The organism is Chryseobacterium sp. CS2K3, from assembly GCF_059515185.1.
The window spans coordinates 185,475-204,899 of the sequence record NZ_JCAKRW010000001.1 but is presented as its reverse complement, the minus strand read 5'-3'; the positions used below and the strand labels follow the sequence as shown (position 1 = coordinate 204,899).

At 32.8% G+C, this 19,425-nt stretch carries 18 protein-coding genes; 2 read left to right on the top strand and 16 right to left on the bottom strand.

What is annotated here, in order from left to right; all coding sequences use genetic code 11:
• Position 1 precedes the first annotated feature (1 nt).
• Entirely contained in the window at positions 2–919 is a 918-nt protein-coding gene (locus tag AC5YGG_RS00970) for an SGNH/GDSL hydrolase family protein (RefSeq protein ID WP_496142551.1), read from the top strand.
• Positions 920–921: 2 nt separating this feature from the next.
• Here AC5YGG_RS00970 and AC5YGG_RS00965 read toward each other — a convergent pair whose 3' ends face one another.
• The 14 genes from AC5YGG_RS00965 to AC5YGG_RS00900 all read right to left on the bottom strand — a co-directional run bounded on the left by AC5YGG_RS00965 (position 922) and on the right by AC5YGG_RS00900 (position 15,395).
• A complete protein-coding gene (locus tag AC5YGG_RS00965; protein WP_496142550.1) occupies positions 922–1,863 on the bottom strand; it encodes a glycosyltransferase family 2 protein in 942 nt (313 codons plus the stop codon).
• Between the two features lie 186 nt (positions 1,864–2,049).
• A complete protein-coding gene (locus AC5YGG_RS00960; protein ID WP_496142549.1) occupies positions 2,050–2,994 on the bottom strand; it encodes a glycosyltransferase family 2 protein in 945 nt (314 codons plus the stop codon).
• 294 nt (positions 2,995–3,288) lie between these two features.
• Positions 3,289–4,227 carry a glycosyltransferase family 2 protein gene (locus tag AC5YGG_RS00955; RefSeq protein WP_496142548.1) on the bottom strand — a complete coding sequence of 313 codons (939 nt, stop codon included), beginning with the start codon at positions 4,225–4,227 and terminating at the stop codon, positions 3,289–3,291.
• Positions 4,227–6,023 (bottom strand): asparagine synthase (glutamine-hydrolyzing), encoded by a 1,797-nt coding sequence (gene asnB / locus AC5YGG_RS00950; protein ID WP_496142547.1) that lies wholly within the window; start codon positions 6,021–6,023, stop codon positions 4,227–4,229. Before asnB ends, AC5YGG_RS00955 begins: the two co-directional genes overlap by 1 nt.
• A 48-nt stretch (positions 6,024–6,071) precedes the next feature.
• Positions 6,072–6,995 carry a glycosyltransferase family 2 protein gene (locus AC5YGG_RS00945; protein WP_496142546.1) on the bottom strand — a complete coding sequence of 308 codons (924 nt, stop codon included), beginning with the start codon at positions 6,993–6,995 and terminating at the stop codon, positions 6,072–6,074.
• Between the two features lie 44 nt (positions 6,996–7,039).
• Entirely contained in the window at positions 7,040–8,173 is a 1,134-nt protein-coding gene (locus AC5YGG_RS00940; protein ID WP_496142545.1) for a hypothetical protein, read from the bottom strand.
• Positions 8,174–8,210: 37 nt separating this feature from the next.
• Positions 8,211–9,248 carry a hypothetical protein gene (locus AC5YGG_RS00935; protein WP_496142544.1) on the bottom strand — a complete coding sequence of 346 codons (1,038 nt, stop codon included), beginning with the start codon at positions 9,246–9,248 and terminating at the stop codon, positions 8,211–8,213.
• A gap of 126 nt (positions 9,249–9,374) precedes the next feature.
• Positions 9,375–10,337, bottom strand: coding sequence for a glycosyltransferase family protein (locus AC5YGG_RS00930; protein ID WP_496142543.1), 963 nt, complete (start codon positions 10,335–10,337; stop codon positions 9,375–9,377).
• Between the two features lie 10 nt (positions 10,338–10,347).
• On the bottom strand, positions 10,348–11,136 hold the full coding sequence (locus AC5YGG_RS00925) for a glycosyltransferase family 2 protein (RefSeq protein WP_496142542.1): 789 nt from the start codon (positions 11,134–11,136) through the stop codon (positions 10,348–10,350).
• A gap of 12 nt (positions 11,137–11,148) precedes the next feature.
• Positions 11,149–12,096 carry a glycosyltransferase family 2 protein gene (locus AC5YGG_RS00920; protein WP_496142541.1) on the bottom strand — a complete coding sequence of 316 codons (948 nt, stop codon included), beginning with the start codon at positions 12,094–12,096 and terminating at the stop codon, positions 11,149–11,151.
• Between the two features lies 1 nt (position 12,097).
• Positions 12,098–12,766, bottom strand: a complete 669-nt coding sequence (locus AC5YGG_RS00915) for an NAD-dependent epimerase/dehydratase family protein (RefSeq protein ID WP_496142540.1) — start codon at positions 12,764–12,766, stop codon at positions 12,098–12,100.
• A 9-nt stretch (positions 12,767–12,775) separates the two neighbouring features.
• The gene (locus AC5YGG_RS00910; RefSeq protein WP_496142539.1) at positions 12,776–13,654 is read right to left on the bottom strand and encodes a glycosyltransferase; all 879 of its coding nucleotides are present in this window, start codon (positions 13,652–13,654) and stop codon (positions 12,776–12,778) included.
• Positions 13,655–13,665: 11 nt separating this feature from the next.
• Entirely contained in the window at positions 13,666–14,478 is an 813-nt protein-coding gene (locus AC5YGG_RS00905) for a glycosyltransferase family protein (protein WP_496142538.1), read from the bottom strand.
• Entirely contained in the window at positions 14,475–15,395 is a 921-nt protein-coding gene (locus AC5YGG_RS00900) for a glycosyltransferase family A protein (protein ID WP_496142537.1), read from the bottom strand. Before AC5YGG_RS00900 ends, AC5YGG_RS00905 begins: the two co-directional genes overlap by 4 nt.
• A 1,566-nt stretch (positions 15,396–16,961) precedes the next feature.
• Between AC5YGG_RS00900 and AC5YGG_RS00895 the strand changes: the two genes are divergently transcribed.
• A complete protein-coding gene (locus AC5YGG_RS00895) occupies positions 16,962–17,108 on the top strand; it encodes a hypothetical protein (protein WP_496142983.1) in 147 nt (48 codons plus the stop codon).
• Positions 17,109–17,191: 83 nt separating this feature from the next.
• On the opposite strand, the gene AC5YGG_RS00890 is transcribed toward AC5YGG_RS00895, so the two are convergent.
• Entirely contained in the window at positions 17,192–18,445 is a 1,254-nt protein-coding gene (locus tag AC5YGG_RS00890) for an ABC transporter ATP-binding protein (RefSeq protein ID WP_496142536.1), read from the bottom strand.
• Positions 18,446–18,496: 51 nt separating this feature from the next.
• Entirely contained in the window at positions 18,497–19,345 is an 849-nt protein-coding gene (locus AC5YGG_RS00885) for an ABC transporter permease (protein ID WP_496142535.1), read from the bottom strand.
• Positions 19,346–19,425: the final 80 nt, after the last annotated feature.

The window sequence follows — 19,425 nt, the reverse complement described above, 5'->3', positions numbered from 1 at the left end:
CATGAAGAAGTTTTTAATTAAAATAATACCTTATTGTATTGCAGTGATAACAGTGCTTGTGGTATTGGGTTCCTATGCAGATGGAAATACGGATGATAATTATATGCACTTTGCTGTTAAAAAACCAAAGAATATTATTCTAGGTGACTCCAGAGGTTCACAGGGAGTCGTGCCAGGAGTTCTGAAGAACAAACTTTCAGCAGATTTTGATAATTTTTGTTTAAATATAGTAGAGTCACCTTACGGAGAGGTTTATCTTAAGGCAATCAAAAGAAAACTGGATCCTGAAACAAAAAACGGGATTTTCATCTTAACAGTAAGTCCATGGAATCTTTCTGCAAGCTATGCTGCTAAAAGTGAACGAGATTTTCCAGAAGAAAACTCTCCATTAAATGAGATGTATTTCTATGACAAATCTCCTAATTATGAATATCTTCTCAAGCGATATACAAGAAGCTGGTTTAAAATTTACACTGAAAGGGAAGAGGTTGGACGTTCCAACACTTTTTTGCATGAAGATGGTTGGCTTGAGGTGAATATCAATATGAATAAGGACTCTGTAGCAGTAAGAACCCATAAGAAAGAACTGTTTTATAAAGATATTGCAAAAAATATTGACCTGTCTCGAGAGCGGTTGAGAGCACTTAATGAAATAATAAATTATCTCCGCACTAAAGGTAAAGTTTATCTTGTCCGGATTCCGACATCTGAGAGCCTGACTAAGCTTGAAAATCAGAAGTATCCGCATTTTAGCGGGCTAATGAAAGATATTGCTCATCAACAAAATGTAAAGTTCTTCGATTTTTCTAAAGAATATAATAAATATGATTATACGGATGGTAATCATATGTACAAAGAATCAAGCAAAAAGTTTACCTTACAGATTGCTGATTCCATTGTTTTTAGCAGAAAGTATTAGTTCTAAAACAGATCGTTCCTGAAATTAATATTATAAATTCCAGATCGAATGCTTTTATAATCAGTTATTAGGTATTTTAAAATCATTCCCCATTTTTTTGAAGTAGGAGAATTGGCAATCTGAAAGCTTCTATACATTCTTTTGATATGCTGTTTTATATGATCAGGAATTGTATTTTCATTTTTAGCCCAATCATTCACTTCTTTCCATAAAAGAACACGAGTTGTTGCAGGATTAATTTTTTTAGAATCTACAAGAGTAATCCTGTTACTTTCATGAACGCCTCTTATCGCAACAGCTTTTTCCAATATTCCAGGATAAAGATCAAGATAATAGGACAGACGATATAAAAATTCAGTGTCTTGATGTAATCTTAGGGTGGATTTAAACAATGGTTTCATTTTCTTCATCAAAGAATCCCTGCGGATCGTTAATGCATCAATACTAAATAATCCAAAGCTTCCCAACATATAAATTTGCCCCGGAAATACATCTTTTGGATCATGTTTTTTATAGACCGTAGTCAGTTTGTCTTCGAATAAAGAGTAATATTGTTTTTTTGCTTTTTCAGAATAATAATGAACCCCAAGAGCTCCATAAACTCCTTCTACTTCTGGACGTTTAAACAATTCTCTTTCAGCATCGAATCTATTGGGAAGAAAATAATCGTCAGCATCTAAAAATGAAATAAAATCACCCGTTGACTTTTCTATTCCCAGATTCCTGGTAGGACCGGCACCATGATTTCCTTTGTCCGGGTGTTGATAAAGTTTTATCCGATCATATTTTTGGGCAAGTTGTTCACATACTTGTAATGCTTGGTCCGGCGATTGATCTTCAACTAAGATTACTTCATGCACTTCATCAAACTGAAGAGCAGATTCGACCGCTTGGGTTACGAATTTTTCGGCATTGTAAACAGGAATAATGACTGAAATCTTCATACTTTTATCAACTTAATTCTTTTATGGGTCATTTGCGTGGAAAGTTAATGCAAGATAATTAATTCTAGAGACTTATATTCTATTTTTTTTCCTATATTAAACAAGTAAACCTGTTTTTAACCTTTTTTGATGTAAAAAAGATAAAAAAACTGGTTAAGTACAGGATTTACTTTTATTTGCTGGTATTTATGATATGAGGGAATGTCTGAAGTTGATATTATACAATCCCGATCTTATGCTTTTATAATCAGTAAATAGATATCTGATGATCATTCCCCACTTTTTTACCATGGGAGCTTTTGCAATTTCAAAGCTTCGGTGCATTCTTTTGATATGAACTTTAATTTCATCAGAAATATCACTTTCAGTTTCAGACCAACGATCTACTTCATGCCAAAGTAAAGCTCTTGAAATAGAAGGATCAACGACTCGTAGATCTACTTTCGTAATTCTGTTATTTTCATGTACTCCTCTTACCGAAACAGCTTGATCTAATATTCCGGGATAGAGGTCCAGATAATAAGAAAGTCGGAAAAGAAATTCTGTATCTTCATGAAGCCTTAAATGTGGTTTGAATAATGGTTTCATTTTATTAATCAAAGATTCCCTGCGTACTGTTAAGGTATCAATACTGAAAAGCCCGAAAGTTCCCAGCATATGAAGTTGCCCAGGGAAAACATCTTTAGGACTATGCTTCTTATAAACAGTAGTCAGCCTATCTCCAAATAACTTATAATATTGCTCCTTTGCTTTTTCAGAATAATAATGTACGCCAAGTGCTCCATAAACCCCTTCTACTTCAGGATTTTTGAAAAGTTCTTTTTCTGCATCAAATCTATTGGGTAGGAAATAGTCGTCAGCATCCAAAAAAGCTAAGAAATCACCTGTCGATTTTTCTATTCCCAGATTTCTACTGGGACCAGCGCCATGATTTTTTTTATCAGGGTGTTGATAAAGCTTCACCCTACTGTGTCTTTGGACAAGTTCCTCACATACTTTTAATGCATTGTCGGGAGATTGATCTTCCACCAATATAACTTCATATACTTCATTGAACTGAAGAGCCGATTCTACCGCCTGAAGGACATATTTTTCTGCATTATAAACGGGAATAACTACTGAAATTCTCATTTTTTATTTCTCCTTTTTACAAAAAATTTAAAAATTAATTGTGTCTTATTTTAGTACCTTTTTGAATACGAAATTTAAGATTTTAATTTTAGTTTTGAGTACTAAGAAATGTTTTTTTCGCTAAAATAGAATATAATGAGTGCTGATGTCATTGCAGTGTGTTTTTTTTCATAAGACACTTCTTTTTGTCTTAAAAAAATACTTAAAAATCTCTTAGTTGGGAAAAATAAATTATAAAATATCTTCTGAAATTCGTACTTCAGAAGATATTTTATAAAAAGATGTTGAATTTTTTTACGACTTAGAATAAGTAAATCTATATTTTGTTTTTAAAATATTCGGGTTTTTGAGGATAGCATTTAATAGGCAAATTGCTTTAGGGAATCCACTTTTTCCGGTAAGTTCAAATGCTTTTTTCTGAAGCGAAATATGTTGTGCCGCATCCGAATCTAATGGTAAAGATCTGGACCATTCATATAGGGAATTCCAGAAAAGAAATTGTCTTTGATTATACTGTGGAGAATATCGTACAATTTTAGTAATTCTGTTGTTGTCATGAATTCCTCTCACAGCGACTGGCTGATCTATAATTCCTGATTTCAGGTAACAATGATAAGCAAGTTTTATGATGAAATCTGAATCCTGATGTACACGAAGTATCTCATTGAACCTCAGATTATGCTTATCAATAGCTGATTTTCTTATTGTTAAGGCATTCAGGTGAAAAAACGTACCGAAAGTTTTCGGTGTAAGGCTTAAAAGTCCTCTGAATACTTCTTTTCCCTCTGCAGGGTAGTTGACGGTGGTAAGTGAGCTGTCCGTAAACTTGGATTGAAATTCTTCTTTACCTTTTTCGGTTAAATATTCAATCCCAATGGCACTGAAAACACCTTCTATTTTGGGATTGCTAAATATTTCTTTCTCTGCATCGAATCTGTTGGGAAGGTAATAATCATCTGCATCCAGAAAAGTAATAAATGTTCCCGCAGATTTTTCAATTCCAAGGTTTCGTGATGCTGCTGCACCATGATTTTCTTTATCAGGATGCTGAAAAAGCTTTACCTTTGAATATTCTTCTGTAAGCTTTTTGCAGATTTCTAGAGAATTATCAGTTGACTTATCTTCTATTAGAATAATTTCTTTTACTTCCTCAAACGGTAATGCTGAAAGAACTGATTTTTCTAAAAATTCAGCAGCATTGTATACGGGTATGATTACAGAAATATCAAGCATTATAATACAGTTTGGTTATTATGAGTCCAAAGAGCCAGGTTGAGAAGATTCCAGTGCTTGTGATCCTTGTTCAGGAACTTTTGTGCTGCATCAAAATCAATATAATTAAAGATTTTTTGATTTTTATTTTTCAGAAGATCATTGGAAAGTTTCATTAGATTTTCTTCTTCAAACCAACTTTTAACACTAAGTCCAAAACCCTGTTTATGCCTTTTTCTGATTGTTTCCGTCCAATAAGAGCCCATTGTCTCACGAAGGATGATCTTATCATTGTCATTGGATAATTTCAGCTGGTCCGGCAACTGAATACAGAATTCTGCAAAGTCCAGATCAAGGAAAGGCGTTCTTACTTCAAGAGAATTTGCCATAGCCATTCTGTCGGATTTTACCATCATATTACCGGGTACATAATTTTCCATATCTACTCTCATGATATCGTTCAATGAGTTCGGATTGGGAGTAAAGCTGTATCCCTGTTTATAATCTGTAGAAATACCAAGCATTTTTCGCTCTTCTTTGCTGAAATCGTTTCTTACAGAATTGAGATGGAAGTCCAAAATAGAATCATATTTCAGATTTTGCTGAGTAAGGAAAGATATAGGTTTTATTTTCTGGTAAAGACTGAGACCAAATTTTGCAATAAGATTCTGATAGCTAAAATGGTTTTTAAGTTTATTTTCTACCGTATAAAAATGGTATCCGCCAAATAATTCGTCTCCTACATCTCCTGAAAGAGCTACGGTAAGATTTTTTCTGGCATTCTTGCATATTTCGTAGTGAGGTAAATAGGAAATGTCGGCAAAAGGTTCATCGAAAAACGGAGAAATATTCAGCAGTGATTCTGCAAGATCTTTTTTCTGCTCATGAACTTCAATATGATTGGTTTTGTATAGATCTGCTATTTCTTTCGCGTATTTTAATTCACTGTCTTTATGATCATAACCAAAACTGATCGTAGTCTGATGAGGTAAAAATTCATCGACGAGTGCTACCACAGAGGAAGAGTCTAATCCTCCGCTTAAAAAGCTTCCTACCTCTACGTCTGCAATAAGTTGTTTTTTAACTGCATTTTTAAGGAGATAAATAAATTCTTCCTTAGCGTCGGACAGGCTAATCACTCTGTCTTTTGCCGGAAGGCTATAATAGCGGGAAACTGAAACTTTTCCGTCCTTCCATATCAATTGGTGAGCAGGAGGAAGGGTGAAAATATTACTATAAATACTTTGATAAGTGCTTACATATCCGTATTGTAAATAATTGGAAACTGCCTCAGGATTTACTTTAGGCTGAATTAATCCGGATGCTAAAATGGCTTTGATCTCTGAAGCAAAGATAAATTCATCATTATTTCCGATTGCATAATAAAAAGGTTTCTCCCCGAAACGATCTCTGGCACAGTACAACTGTTGTTTTTTCTCGTCCCAGATGGCGAAAGCAAACATTCCCGGAAGGTCATGGATGAGGTTTTCCTGTTTTCTCTGATACATGGCAAGGATGACTTCTGTATCGGAGCCTCCGTGGTATGGATATTCTGAATATTGTCTTTTGATGTCCTGATATCCGTAGATTTCACCATTCAGGACAATACATTCATTTTTTGTGTTGGAGAACATGGGCTGCTTCCCGTTTTCAGACAAATCTATAATAGAAAGTCTGCGGTGACCCAGGGCTGCATTTTCATAAAATTCATAATGTGAAGAATCCGGACCGCGATGTATCATGGAGTCTGTCATCTTTTGGATTTCTTCCTGATAATTTCTGGCATTCTTGCTGATAATTCCTGCTATTCCGCACATAATATTTTATTTTTCATCATTTATTTTCCGGTTTTTGGAAATGCTAATTTACGACAGATTAAGAAAAGTACTGCCTGGTTGAGCTACCTTATTTCTAAATTCTGTAAGTTTTTCAGATTCTCCACTGATCTTTTTATAAGTAGAAGATAAGGCTTTATAGTTGCTGATCTTACCCGTCATAAGGTTTTTAAGCATACTTTGTTTCAGGTGTTTTTTCTCGAGTTCTAATCCATTAGGGATACCTGGGTTCATAATATTGGTTTCAATCCGAAGGTCGGGATATTTTTTCAGATCTATTTTACGGACAAGTTGTACACCGTCATGTACAGCCTTACTGCCGGGAACAAGAAGTACCTTTTTTTGATGGAAGTGAACTCTGTTTACATATTCATCATCTTCTCCATAATGGAAAAAGTAAGGATTAAAGCCTCCGATTGTTTCAATTGTCTTTTTGGGGAGCAGCCAGTGGGCAGCATTGATGAAATGAATCTCGTAATAAGGTTTCAGGGTCTGAAAATAGAGATCCGAGATCATTCTTGTTTTTTCATAATTTTTAGCGATATACTGATCAACAAAAATATCAAGGTATTTTTCCGTACCATCTACATGAATGGGGCTGATAATTCCGATCTCGTTTTTATGGGGATACTGATTATATATTTCCAGTAAATTTGCCATACTGTTTTCATAGAGCCACGCATCCTGATTCATCAGGTAGAAAAATTCGGCACCATCTTTATATGCTTTTTCAATACCGATATTATTAGCTTTTCCGAAGCCAAGATTTGTTTCAGATTGGGTGAAATTAACTTCGGGAAAATTATTTCTGATATACTCCTGAGTTCCGTCTGTGGAACCATTGTCTACTACAAAGCACTGTATTGGAACAGATGATTTTCTAAGACTTTTAAAGCATCTTTCTGCCCACTTCATGGCGTTATAAGTAACAATGATAACGTGAATCTTCGACATCTTTATTTTAATATTTTGTTTTGGAAATATGTGACATCCGTAGTTTATAACAAATTTGAAATTCTAAAATACAAAAAATAGTATAGTTTCTTAAGTAAAGCATCAAATTCCGGAAAGACGAGAAACCCTTGTGTCATCAGCATCATTTTCCATGTAAGATTAAATAAAATCAATAAGACTGTGATAATAACCTGCTTTCCTGTAAGCACTAATTTCTGCTGAGTAGCAATCCATATGGTTAATAGTGAGAAAAATATATAAGTCCATCTACCCCAATCTACCGCCATATAATATAACGGAATTAGGAAAAGAATCTGTACAATAAGGAATATGGTATTAATCTTAACTTTATTAAATCTGCAGTATATATAAAAGGTGAGAGCACCCAATAAAATACTTATAGCGTAGGTTTGATAATCGTATAAATGAGACTTGTAGATATTGATCACATTATAGTCAGGATCATAATCAAAAATTCCCATTTCGGTTAAAACTAGACCGTGATCTTTAAAGAATGTAATCGTATTTTCTGTTCTGAGGCTGATCCCGAACTTATAAAGGATAAGCATCATAACAACAGCGGGTAAGAACTGATACACCAGTATTTTCTTAATTTTATCAACTGATGATCCACTATTGTTCATATAGTAAGCCATCCCTACAAATGGCAGGAAGAAGAATGACGCTTCATGGGTTAAGATCGCAATGATAATAAAAAAGGTAATGGTGACGTCTTTTATAACCGCTTTGGAACGGAGATTAAGAATATAGATAAGATATAAAAGAAAGAATAATATTTCCTTTCTTGTAGCAACGTTTGGATCTTTTATCATCATTCCTAAACCTGCAGGAAGCAAGATTAGAGCTATAGAAAGTAGGGTATTGTTTTCTTTCCTGAAAAGCTGGATTAAAAGATAGAACAATGTCGTATACAATAGAAATACAAATGCAAATACGATATATTCAAGAGGAATATTGGTAAGTTCATTGATGGCGATGAATAAGGTTCCGAAAAGCCCCCTGCGTTTAAAGCCCCCATCCTGATAATTGATGATCCAGTCTCCGAAACACCAGCCCCCTTTCTGAGTCACAATAAGAAAATACGATGTCTTGATACTGACAAAGTAGTAAATGATAAAAAGTAAGCTGATGATATAATTAATAATTTTCGTTTTCATATATGTAATCTCAATCTGAATGAAGATTTATACCTTTTTAAAAAAGTTTAAAATAAAAGAAATAATAGAGCTTTTTGATCAGGGTATCTAGTGCCGGGAAAGTCATGAAGCCTGCTGTAAAAAGCATCATTGTCCAGAATGAATTGAATATAATCAAAGCAACTGCTATTATATCCTGCTTCAGGGTACCTGCCAGTTGTTTTTCGCCTGCGATAAAGATGGTTAATAAAGTAAAGAAAATATTAACCCATCTTCCCCAATCGTATGCGATATAAAACAAAGGAAGCAGAAAAACAGTCTGGATGATAAGAAAATTCCTGTTAATAGTAATCTTGTTTGCTTTACAGTAAATGATAAAAGTAAAGGAAGCCAAGAAGATACTTATCAGATAGGTAAGGTATCCATACGAATGTGATTGGTAGAAATTCAAGACATTGTAATGAGGATCATATCCGTAAATACCTTTAAGAACAAGCTTTAATCCATGGTTTTCTAAAAACTGAATAGAGTTTTCTGTACTTATGCTATACCCGAATTTATAAAGAATCAGCATCATAACCGTAGCAGGAGCAAGATGGTAAAACAGGATATTTTTTATTTTGGTAATAGTTTGCGAAGGGTCTTTCACAAAATAAGTAAAACTTACAAAAGGGATATAAAAGAATGCTGCTTCGTGGTTTAGAATTGCAATAATGATGAAAAGTGTAATCATAATATTTTTTACAGCCTTTTTGGATTCAAGGAGTAAAAAATAGATGAGGTAGAAGATAAAAATAACAATTTCTTTTTTGGCAATAATGGTAGGGTCTTTCAAGATCATGCCTAATCCTGCCGGAAGCAACAATACACTTATGGTAAGCAATGTGTTTTTCTTCCGAGCAAAAAGAGAGATGAGAAGTGAAAAAAACAAAGAGTATAATGCCGCTACAAAAGCAAAAACAATGAATTCCAGTTTGATTCCGGTGAGCTCATTGATCCATATAAATAAAGTTCCGAAGAGCCCTCTGCGTTTAAAACCTCCGTCCTGATAATTGATCAGCCATTCACCAAGATACCATCCGTTCTTATGAAACACGATTTGAATGTAACTGTTTTGTACACAGATCCAATAATAAATAATAAATATTAAACCAATTATGTAATTGATTATCCTTGTTTTCATATATCTGCTGATTGGTGGGTTATAGTTTTTGAAATTTTTTTAATCAATAAAAACTTTTTTAAATGTATCCATCACGGGTTGAGGTAAAAACTTCTGATACAATTCTTTTGGAGAAAGCGTAAGGTCTGCATCCAAAAGAATATCTTTAAGTTCTTTACTGTCATTATAATAATAAGCTTGGTCTTTCATATGGCTGATATGAGCCTTTTCCGGAGGATTGGCAAAAGCAATGACAGGTTTTCCCATAATCGCAAATTCAGCAACAGTAATTCCAAAGGTTTCTCCTCTTTCACGCGCATGAAGCAATGCATTACAGGTATTGATAAACTTCTGCTTCATTATAATATCTGAACTTGGAGGCAGAAATATGACATTGGCAGGAAGAGATTTCCACCATTTCTTTTTGATAAAAGGGTTTACTCCCATGAAAATAAAATAGACATCTTTGTATTTAGAGGCTATTTTTTCAATGGTTTTTTGGGCAAAAACAATATTAAAACTGGCATGTCCGCCATAGTATCCAAAAACTTTTGCTTTGGAAGGAATATTAAGTTCTACTCTCAGATCCTCTACTGTATGGGTTTCAAAATTAACCATGTGGGGAACATAAGGGTACTTGGAACCTGTCATTTCTTCACTTAGCCATTCTGAAACATAAGCATATACATCACCGTGAGGTTCAAAATGAGTAAATACACTGTGTATTGCCGTTTTACATTCTTTAGTATCTATGCCGTCAACATATCCGTTTTTAATAGCATAAAACAGATCTATATTATTTTCACGAATCAGCTGATCTACTTCCTTGAAATCTGAATAACCATGTACATGGAAACGCTTCTCAAACTTTTCAATTCCGAGTGGGTGATTAGTTTTTGAGTTTTTGTTGTATACAATTATAGATTCATTTCCCAGATATCTTTCATTGAAATCTGCGTAATCGTAAACTGCGATGGAAGTTCCTCTGTAATTGAGTTCATCCTCATGGAAAAGAATTTTCATCCTGATCGTATTATTTAAATTTATTTTTCAATCTTCCTATTACTTTCTGAAGAAGGGTTCTTTTGGGATACTTGGTAAGATCATTATGCATAAAAAGACCTTCTCCCTGTGCTAACTTAAAGCTTTGTTTTACCCACCATGCCGCAATATTTCTTTCCAGAGAAGCTGTTTCCCCTGAAAAAGGAATAATGGTTTCTAACAGAAATTTTTTCCTGACAAGATAAGGATTATTGGTCCAGTTTGCCCAGCGTGAAGTGGTAACAAAGTATTCTCCTTGTTTTTGTATCTTATCCGGAAATTCAGTAGCGGGATCCAGCCAATGTAAAGACTCCAGCAGGTGAGGGGAGGTACATTCATGCCAGTCGTCATAATAATCCAGCTCATTTCCTTTATGTCTGATCGAAATAAGAGGGTAGCCGGGGTTTTCTCTGCTTCGGTAACGAACTACATCAAAACCCGTGTTGAGCATTTCAAGCCCGCTTTTAAGTCTTGAATATGTGGTGTTCTGATCTTCAAGAAGTTGCCAGTCGTGTTCCAGGAAGAGAATATTTTCACAGGCAGCATTTTCTGCCAGCATTTTCATTCCTTTTCCGATCCCTATGTTTTCCTTTAATCCAATATACCTGATGTTGTATTGATCTGCCAATCTTTTATCCTCTTTGGTAACTTCCTGAAAAAGAATAAGAATATCATCAACAATATCCAGAAGACCATATTTTTTATAGGATTTTAATGTGTTTTTCAGGGTTTTTCCGGTTTTCCAGGAAAGGATGCAGATGCTTACAGGTAATTTTTCCATATGGATTGTGTCTTAAAGATTCAGGAAAGGATGTTGTGCCGTCATAGACGTGTTCCTTGCGGTTTCTATCTCTTTGAATTTTTTAGAAAAATATTGATATTGTTCCTTGTAGAACTTATATTCACTTATATTTCCTTTGGCTCCCATCTTCAGGGCAAAGGTAAGAAGCGCGTTTTTTTCTTTTTTAGTATCAAAAGGATAATTGGGATCAAGATATTTTGTTTCCCGTTGCATGATCATGGAAAGTCTTTTGTTTTTTAACAGCTCTTCCCTGTTTTTCGGCTCTTTTTTATAAAAAGATTGTACTGTGTCGTGAACAACTTTGCTTTGAGTACAAACTACTGTTTTAAATCCAAAATAAGTAATGCGGTTTACATACTCATAATCTTCAGCTCCATGGAAAAAATAAGGATTAAAGCCTCCTACTTTCTCAATAATTCCTCTTGGAATAACCCAATGTGCCGCATTCACAAAACCTATTTCATAGTATGCCTTTGCTTCTCCGAAATAAATATCCGAAAGCATTCTGTTGTGTCTAAGATCTTTTGCAAGGTAATCTTCAAAATGGAGATCAAATTTCTTTTCACTTCCGTCAAGGTGCATCGGGCTTAGAATGCCTATCTGATTGTTGTCTGGATAAGCATTATATACATTCAGCAGTTGTTGGATACTATCCGGAAAGATCCATGCATCCTGATTCATCAGATAAAAGAAATCTGCTCCTTCTTTATAAGCTTTTTCAATTCCGATGTTATTGGCTTTCCCAAAACCAGAATTGTCCGGAGATTGAATAAAATCAACTTCCGGAAAATGTGTTTTTATATATTCTTGTGTACCATCTGTAGAGCCATTATCAATAGTGATACATTTTACAGGAACAGAGGAATTTCTAAGACTTGTAAAACATCTTTCTGCCCATTTCATGGCATTATAAGTGACAATAATAACGTAAACAACCATTTTAAATATACTTTTGAGTTAACGTTTCCAAATAATCTTTCGGATCTATTGCTGAGAAAAATTCTGTAATATGATCATCAAAATCCACTTTATAGAAATCTCCTTCATTGGTTTCTGAATATATTCCTTTTTGACGAGTTTCTTTTTCAATAGCAGAAATGATTTCTTTTAAATCATAATAGTAAGGAAAAGAGCAGTTTACAATACGATTGTCAAGGCTGTGACCATTTAGTTTTAAAAACTTAGTAATATCATCCATGTCGATTAACAATCGTCTGGCTTTGCTGTGTACAATAAACTGATTGTTATTGATAATCTGGTTTTTCAGATAATTAAAAAGTGTATTGGGGTTTCCACCTTTCCCTATAATATTACCAATTCTCAGGATAAGGTAATTTTCTGAATTATTTTTAATAAACTCTTCCATTGCGAGTTTATGCAAAACATAAGGGCTGTTTTGTTTGGACTGGTCTTTTATGCTGAGTGTGGAAAAGTATATCAATTTTCCTTCGCGGTTATTCTCTAAAGTATCTTTTAAAAGGGTACATTCTCTTTCAAATTCAGAATCTCTGGTCTCAAGGGAATTTGAAACACCGGAAGCAAAGAATACATACTTCTTTGAATCAATACTTTTTAATGAATTAGCAATAAGCCCGTTTCCTATAATCATATTATCTTGTTATTTCCCTTGTGTTAAATTGGTTTTTTTATTGATACCTCCAGCATGCCTTATATAACTAAAATACTTTTTTATTATTTCTAAGTGATCTTTGATTTTAAGTTTTTTTGGATAAAACTTCAAGGTAAACATAATGTTTTTCCAATCAATCAGATAATATGTGAAATAACGATAAAGGAAGCTGTTAAATACATTTTTTTCAACTTCAGAATCTGTATATGAATTAAAATTTGATCCTAATTTTAACTTAATAGCTACGTTTGTGTCAAACCAGTCTTTGCTCAGATTACCCCCGGAAAAGTGCTGAATGAGAATATCATATATAATATAATTTTGAAATTTTTGTGAAGTTCTCAGGCTAAAATCCAGATCATATCCGTGAAACCCCTTCAGGTTTTCATCAAATCTGATCTGGATATATTTTTCTTTTTTTATAGCCAGAAAAACACCATCTACAGCTAACACGGTCACTATATTTCCTATCATGGAATGAAGGTGTGTGTAGTCTTTATTTTGTTTGTTTCCCTGTAAAATATTGACAAAATTATATTTGGTTGCCACAGTCCAGCTTGAAGGAGCTGTCGGAACATAAGAAGAACCAGCTATTCCAATAATTCCTGTATTTTCTTTATTTAGATGACTTAAAAGCTTTTCTCCCCAGTTTTGGGTATGAAAAATAATATCTTCATGAAGAAACAGAAGGTTTGGGTATTGGCTTTTTTCAGCACCTACATTATAAGCTTTTGTAATGCTCATTATATTAGGATTCCATATTTGAATAATTTCATAGTTAAAATCATCGCCTATGGTCTCATTAATATTTTTAACGAGTTGGGCGTAATAGTCTTGTTGATATGATGAAATTATAATGGATAGCATTATTTTTCTTTTTATATGAATGAATCATATTCCTGAGATGTATGTTGACCTTCCTTGTTGATCTTCCAGGAAGAAGATTTATTTGCGGTCTCTATATAAAACAGATTCTCTTCTGTCAGATTATTGGGATCAATATACCAGCCGCCATGCTGACATGTGTAAGAGCCAGCCATTCTTATGGCAGTCATGAAATTAAATAAATTAAACAATGTTTTTGGATATTTAGGCTTATATAATGCAAAAGTTGTGTCAATATTTGCAAAAAACAAATCTTTTTCAAGTTCATTTTCCCAAAACCTTTTTTCCCAAGCTTGTACTTTCTGTTTCAATGGATAATAATCCGGAATAGATTTAGTATCTATTGCAAATCCTATTTTATTAATTTTCTTATAGTATTTCCATAAGATATTAAGCATGACGGAAGGAAAATCATCTGGTAGATCCTCATTGGGGACTATATCTGCATCTGTAAGAAAATAAAATCCTTTGGCGTATTTTTTTTGTAAATTTTTATTTTTAAAAAAGACATCATGACCATGATTTACACTTAGCTTTTCAATTTTTATGAGATCTTTATTTTCTTCATAATATTTTAATAAAGGAGGATAAGTGGAAGCATTATCTATGATAACAATATTTTTGAATTCTCTTTTCAGTAAAAAATCAACCAGTTTTTTTAAAAAAAATAATTGATTAAAATTAATGATTATGACAGGGATTTTCTTGGGGGCATTAATTTGATTAACAACCGTTTTGTCAAATTTCATCAGGAATCTGAGATACAAAAAATCCAGATGTAATTGAATTCTCCGTTTAGTAATCATTGTTTTATGTTTTTATTGATCTTTTTAATATACCTGCTCATTGTAATAAATCTATTAGGATAGCCTCTTAAAAGAAGTATCTTGAACAGATTTAGCTTCGGGGAAATCATGTTTTTGTCACAGAAGCTAAGATAGTCGTTCAACATTCTGATTAAAAAGCTTTTATCAAAATATTTGGAATAACGATTTAAAACTATTTCCCGCATGCTGTTATAGGCTCTGTCTTTTTTATTTTGTAAAGAGAGATTGCCAGAAATACTGGATGTTGAAATCCTTACATTTACATAAGCTTTTGAGATATAGTAAATATCGTTGAATTCTGAAAAAGTTAATAACGCAAGATCATCTGTTCCCCATGCAAAAGGAATTTTTTCAAATCTGTATTTTTTAAAAGCGGCTAAAGAAAATATATTTTCAGACAAACTGCTTGCAATAATTCCTTTGTATTTCATTTTAAAAACTTCGGTGGAAGGAATAATTGTTTGGTCAATAGTAATAGATCTCAAAATATTATTTTGTTCATCTATAAGATGGTGGGAGAATTTAATTGTAGATATTTTTTTGGATTCTACGCTTGATATACTTTTGTGGAATTCTTCTACAAAATTGCTGGAAATAGTATCATCATCTCCCAAAATCTGAAACCATTCTTCCTTTACATTTTCTAAAATTCTATCCCATTGTAGAGCAGGGTTTTTACCACCCATATTATCAGAATAGTGAAAATAATTGTATTCTCCTTCTTTAAAATATTTTTCAATAATGTCAAGAGGATCTGTAGAACTTGCATCATTTCCAATGTATAAAGTGAAATTTTTATTGGTTTGTGCTGCAACAGATTGTATAGATTCTTCAAAAAAATCTATCTTGTAGTATGGGATTATTATTGCAAGTTTATTTGGAGAATTCTGTAACATTATTTTATGATGTTTTTATATGTTAACATTTTACATTCAATTAGCTGCCACGATCTATATTCAAGGATGTGGGGATATCAAACTAGCGAATAATAGGCGAAGAATATCAAAATTATTACTCCTATTAATATTTGCGACTATAACCATTATCTATTCAAGAAATATTTTAATAATTTTTTTTTGCCAAAATAACTAATATTTACATTTTTGAATTCAGATGCTTTGTAAACTAAATATTTTCCTTTTAGTGACATATTTTCTGTAAACTTATAATGATGAAAGTGACGTTTATCAATAGTTATAAGTAGTTTTTCATTATCACCATCACAGAACTGGTCCGAAGTCTGGTGCCAATATTTATGACTTTGTAAATTTAGTTTGTTGTATAATTCTGTTTTACGCTTCTTCCAAACTTCGATACTAAAATTATTTAAAATATATTCATATTGTTTTTGGGCTATTTCATCTCTGTATTTTGTATCACGAATCAGATTATTTAGTTCTCTATGCCATTCCAATAAGCTGCTTGGATATATTATAGCATCTTCTTTACTTTCACTAAAAAGTTTAAATAAAGGCAATGGATCATAATGAAGTACAAAAGGTATTTTACGAAGTGCCGACTGTAAAAGTGCTGTAAATGAAGCCATTGGAAATCCCTCAATATAAATATTTGTTTTTTTCTCAAGATCAGATAATTCTCTGGCAGATATTATTCCGTGGTAAATAATCCTCTCATGGCTGTATTGTTTTGCATATTCACTGTCTGCACTGATACCTACAATATTAAAAATGACCTCAGGATTTTCTTCTACTGTTTTATAAGCTTCTCTAAGGAAATTATATTTTTTGTTAGGGTTATATTTATAAGCACTCCCGGTGCTTAAAATGTTTGTAAATAGTGAGTTATCTTTTTTGTTTTCTTCATTAGTGCTGATTATATTCTCTACAGGGATTGGGAGGAAAAATTGTCTTTTCTCTGGAATTCCACGTCTCTTTACATCAACTGATATATTTGATTCTCTAATTTGTAGAACGATATCTGCAATGGAAGCTCCCAGCCAAAAAACATGATCAGCATGATTAATGAAGCAAACAGGAGTGGTAATTTCTTCTTGAGATAAAACAATGTTAGTAAGAGTCTCATCAGGATGAATATGAAGTAATATTACATCATATTCATTTAAAGGAATTTGGTTTAGTAATCTTGCAGATTGTATTTTTGAAGTAGATTTAACGCTGAGGTGCTCTAAATCCTCTATGCTGGAGAGGTAGAATTCACTTATATTTCTTATTTCTGTAACAGAAAGACGTGTGCTAAGAATTGTATGTTTTCTTGAGCTGTCATGATTAATCCAGCTATATATTAGTTTAGAATGTCCTCCTGACGTATAAATTTCTGAACAAATATGTAATACTTTATTGGTTTTTCCTCGCTTTTTTGAATGAGGAAGCCTAGGTAGGATATTTTTCTGGATTTGTAATAATAAAGATTCCAAATCCTTGCTTTTATAATAGCCTGAAAAATTGAACCATCCAAAAGATGCTGTCTTTTCAATATAATTTATACAGTCTTCAAAAAGTTTTTCCTCAAATAACTTTTGGGCAATAGAAATACACGATTCAAAATATTGTCGATTAGAATCTAACAATGCTTCTGCGTTGATATGTATTTCTTTTTTTTCCAAATTCGTTGTCAGGTTTAATAAATAAGTGTTGGTTTTCTGTAAATCCTAAGGTAATTACATATTTGTGATAAATTGATATTTGCTTATTAGGTTTTAATTGATGCTGAGTTATTTTATTTTATAATTAAATTCAGGTCTAATAATACCAGGAAGAACACTTATGTTTGTACCTAATTTAACATTTTCAATTTCGAAACCTATGATTTCATTAACTATAAACAAAGGTATTTTTTGATCTTGCCCAAAAATAAGTTTAAAATAATAATTCCCTGTATTTAATAGGTCGGAAGGAATTTCAAATTCTAGCTCATATTCTCTTTTTTGAGAATCGTTATTTCTAGTAATTAAAGCACCTGTATGAAAAACAACAGACTCTTCGTAAGTTCTTAATTCAAAGGTAGTGTCTAGATTAATGTTTTCTTTAAAGTTATAAAATCTCAATCGAATTTTTACTCCGGATTTAATATCTAAAAAATCTCCTTTGGCAGGAGTTGCAGAGAATTCTAAAATTCTGATATTTTCATTTCCAATAGCTGTTTCTAGTGAACCTTCATGAATATAACTATTTTGTCTTTCAGAATTTTTTTGATATTCAATAATAGTATTTGTAATATTTCCTGAATATATTAGCTCTCCCTGATTAAGCAAAATTCCACTTTGGCAGAGTTCTTTTATAGCTGTCATATTGTGACTTACAAAAAGAATTGTTCTGCCTTCTCCTTTGGTGACATCCCCCATTTTTCCTAAGCATTTCTTTTGAAATTCTGCGTCTCCTACAGCCAGTACTTCATCTACAATCAAAATTTCAGATTCTAGGTGAGCGGCAACGGCAAAAGCAAGTCGAACATACATACCTGAGGAATATCTTTTTACTGGGGTATCTATATACCTTTCAACACCTGAAAAATCTACAATTTCATCAAATTTACGTTTGATTTCTTTTCTTGTCATTCCCAGGATAGCACCATTAAGAAATACATTTTCTCTTCCTGTCATTTCAGGATGAAATCCTGTACCTACTTCCAATAGTGAGGCAATTCTTCCATTTGTGTAGATTTTTCCGGTTGTAGGCTTAGTTACTTTACTTAAAAGTTTTAGTAGAGTAGATTTACCGGCACCGTTTCTTCCGATTATTCCTACAGCATCGCCTTGTGCTATTTCAAAGTTGATATCTCGTAGAGACCAAACATAATCTGAGTCTCCTTTGGAAGTTCTGTCATTAGCCTCACCTATTTTCAAATAAGGGTCTTCTTTACCTCTTACTTTATGCCAAAACCTATTTAGGTCATGAGATAAAGTTCCTGTTCCCACTTCTCCCAGTCGATATTGTTTTGATATATTTTCTGCTTTTAAAGCTAGCATGTTATAGTATTTTTAATTTTTATTCAGGGCTTTTTATCTCTAAAATATAGTCTATACCGTATCCATAAATGTTTTTTCAACTTTATTAAAAGTAACGACTCCTACGGCAAGAAGAATCAAAATAATAATACTACTGGCTATTAACATTGTTGGAGAAAAATCTCCTACCCCTAGCCAGCCATATTTAAAACATTCAAAAATACCAGTTAATGGATTGAAACTAGCGAGTTTTTTGAAATATCCTGGCAGCATAGATACAGGATAAATTACGGGTGTAGCATACATATATAATGTTATACCAAAAACTAATAGCATGCTCAAATCTTTATATTTTGTAGTAAGTGCTGAAAAGATCATTCCTACACCTAAAGCAAATAAAGCCATCAGTACTAAAAGAAATGGTGTAGTAAGAATCCACCAGTTGGGAGTAATCTCATTATTAAATAAATAATATGCCCAAACAATGAGGAATAAAATAAATTGTACACTCAAGCGCATGAGATTTGAAATCACAATTGAAATAGGAGTTACCAGTCTTGGAAAGTATACTTTCCCAAAAATATTGGAATTTCCGGTGAATGTAGCTGATGTACCAAGCAATGCACCGGAAAAGTAATTCCATAATGTTACCCCTGCAAGATAAAATAATACACCTGGGGCACCATCTGTCGGAAGCTTTGCAAATCTGCCAAAAATGATTAAATAGGTTATAGTAGTGAAAATAGGATTAATAAAAAACCAGATCGGTCCTAAAATAGTTTGTTTAAAACTGGATATGAAGTCTCTTTTTACAAACATGTAAATTAAGTCTTTATATTTCCATACTTCTTTTAGTTTTAGGTCAAATAAAGAATGATTGGATTCAATTGTTTCTGTCCACTTTTGCTGTGGTTCATTCATTTGTGTAAGTTTTTGCAAATTTATAATAATTAATTCTTACCATGTTTTTCAGTTTGTAAATTATTGTTTACATAAAACTA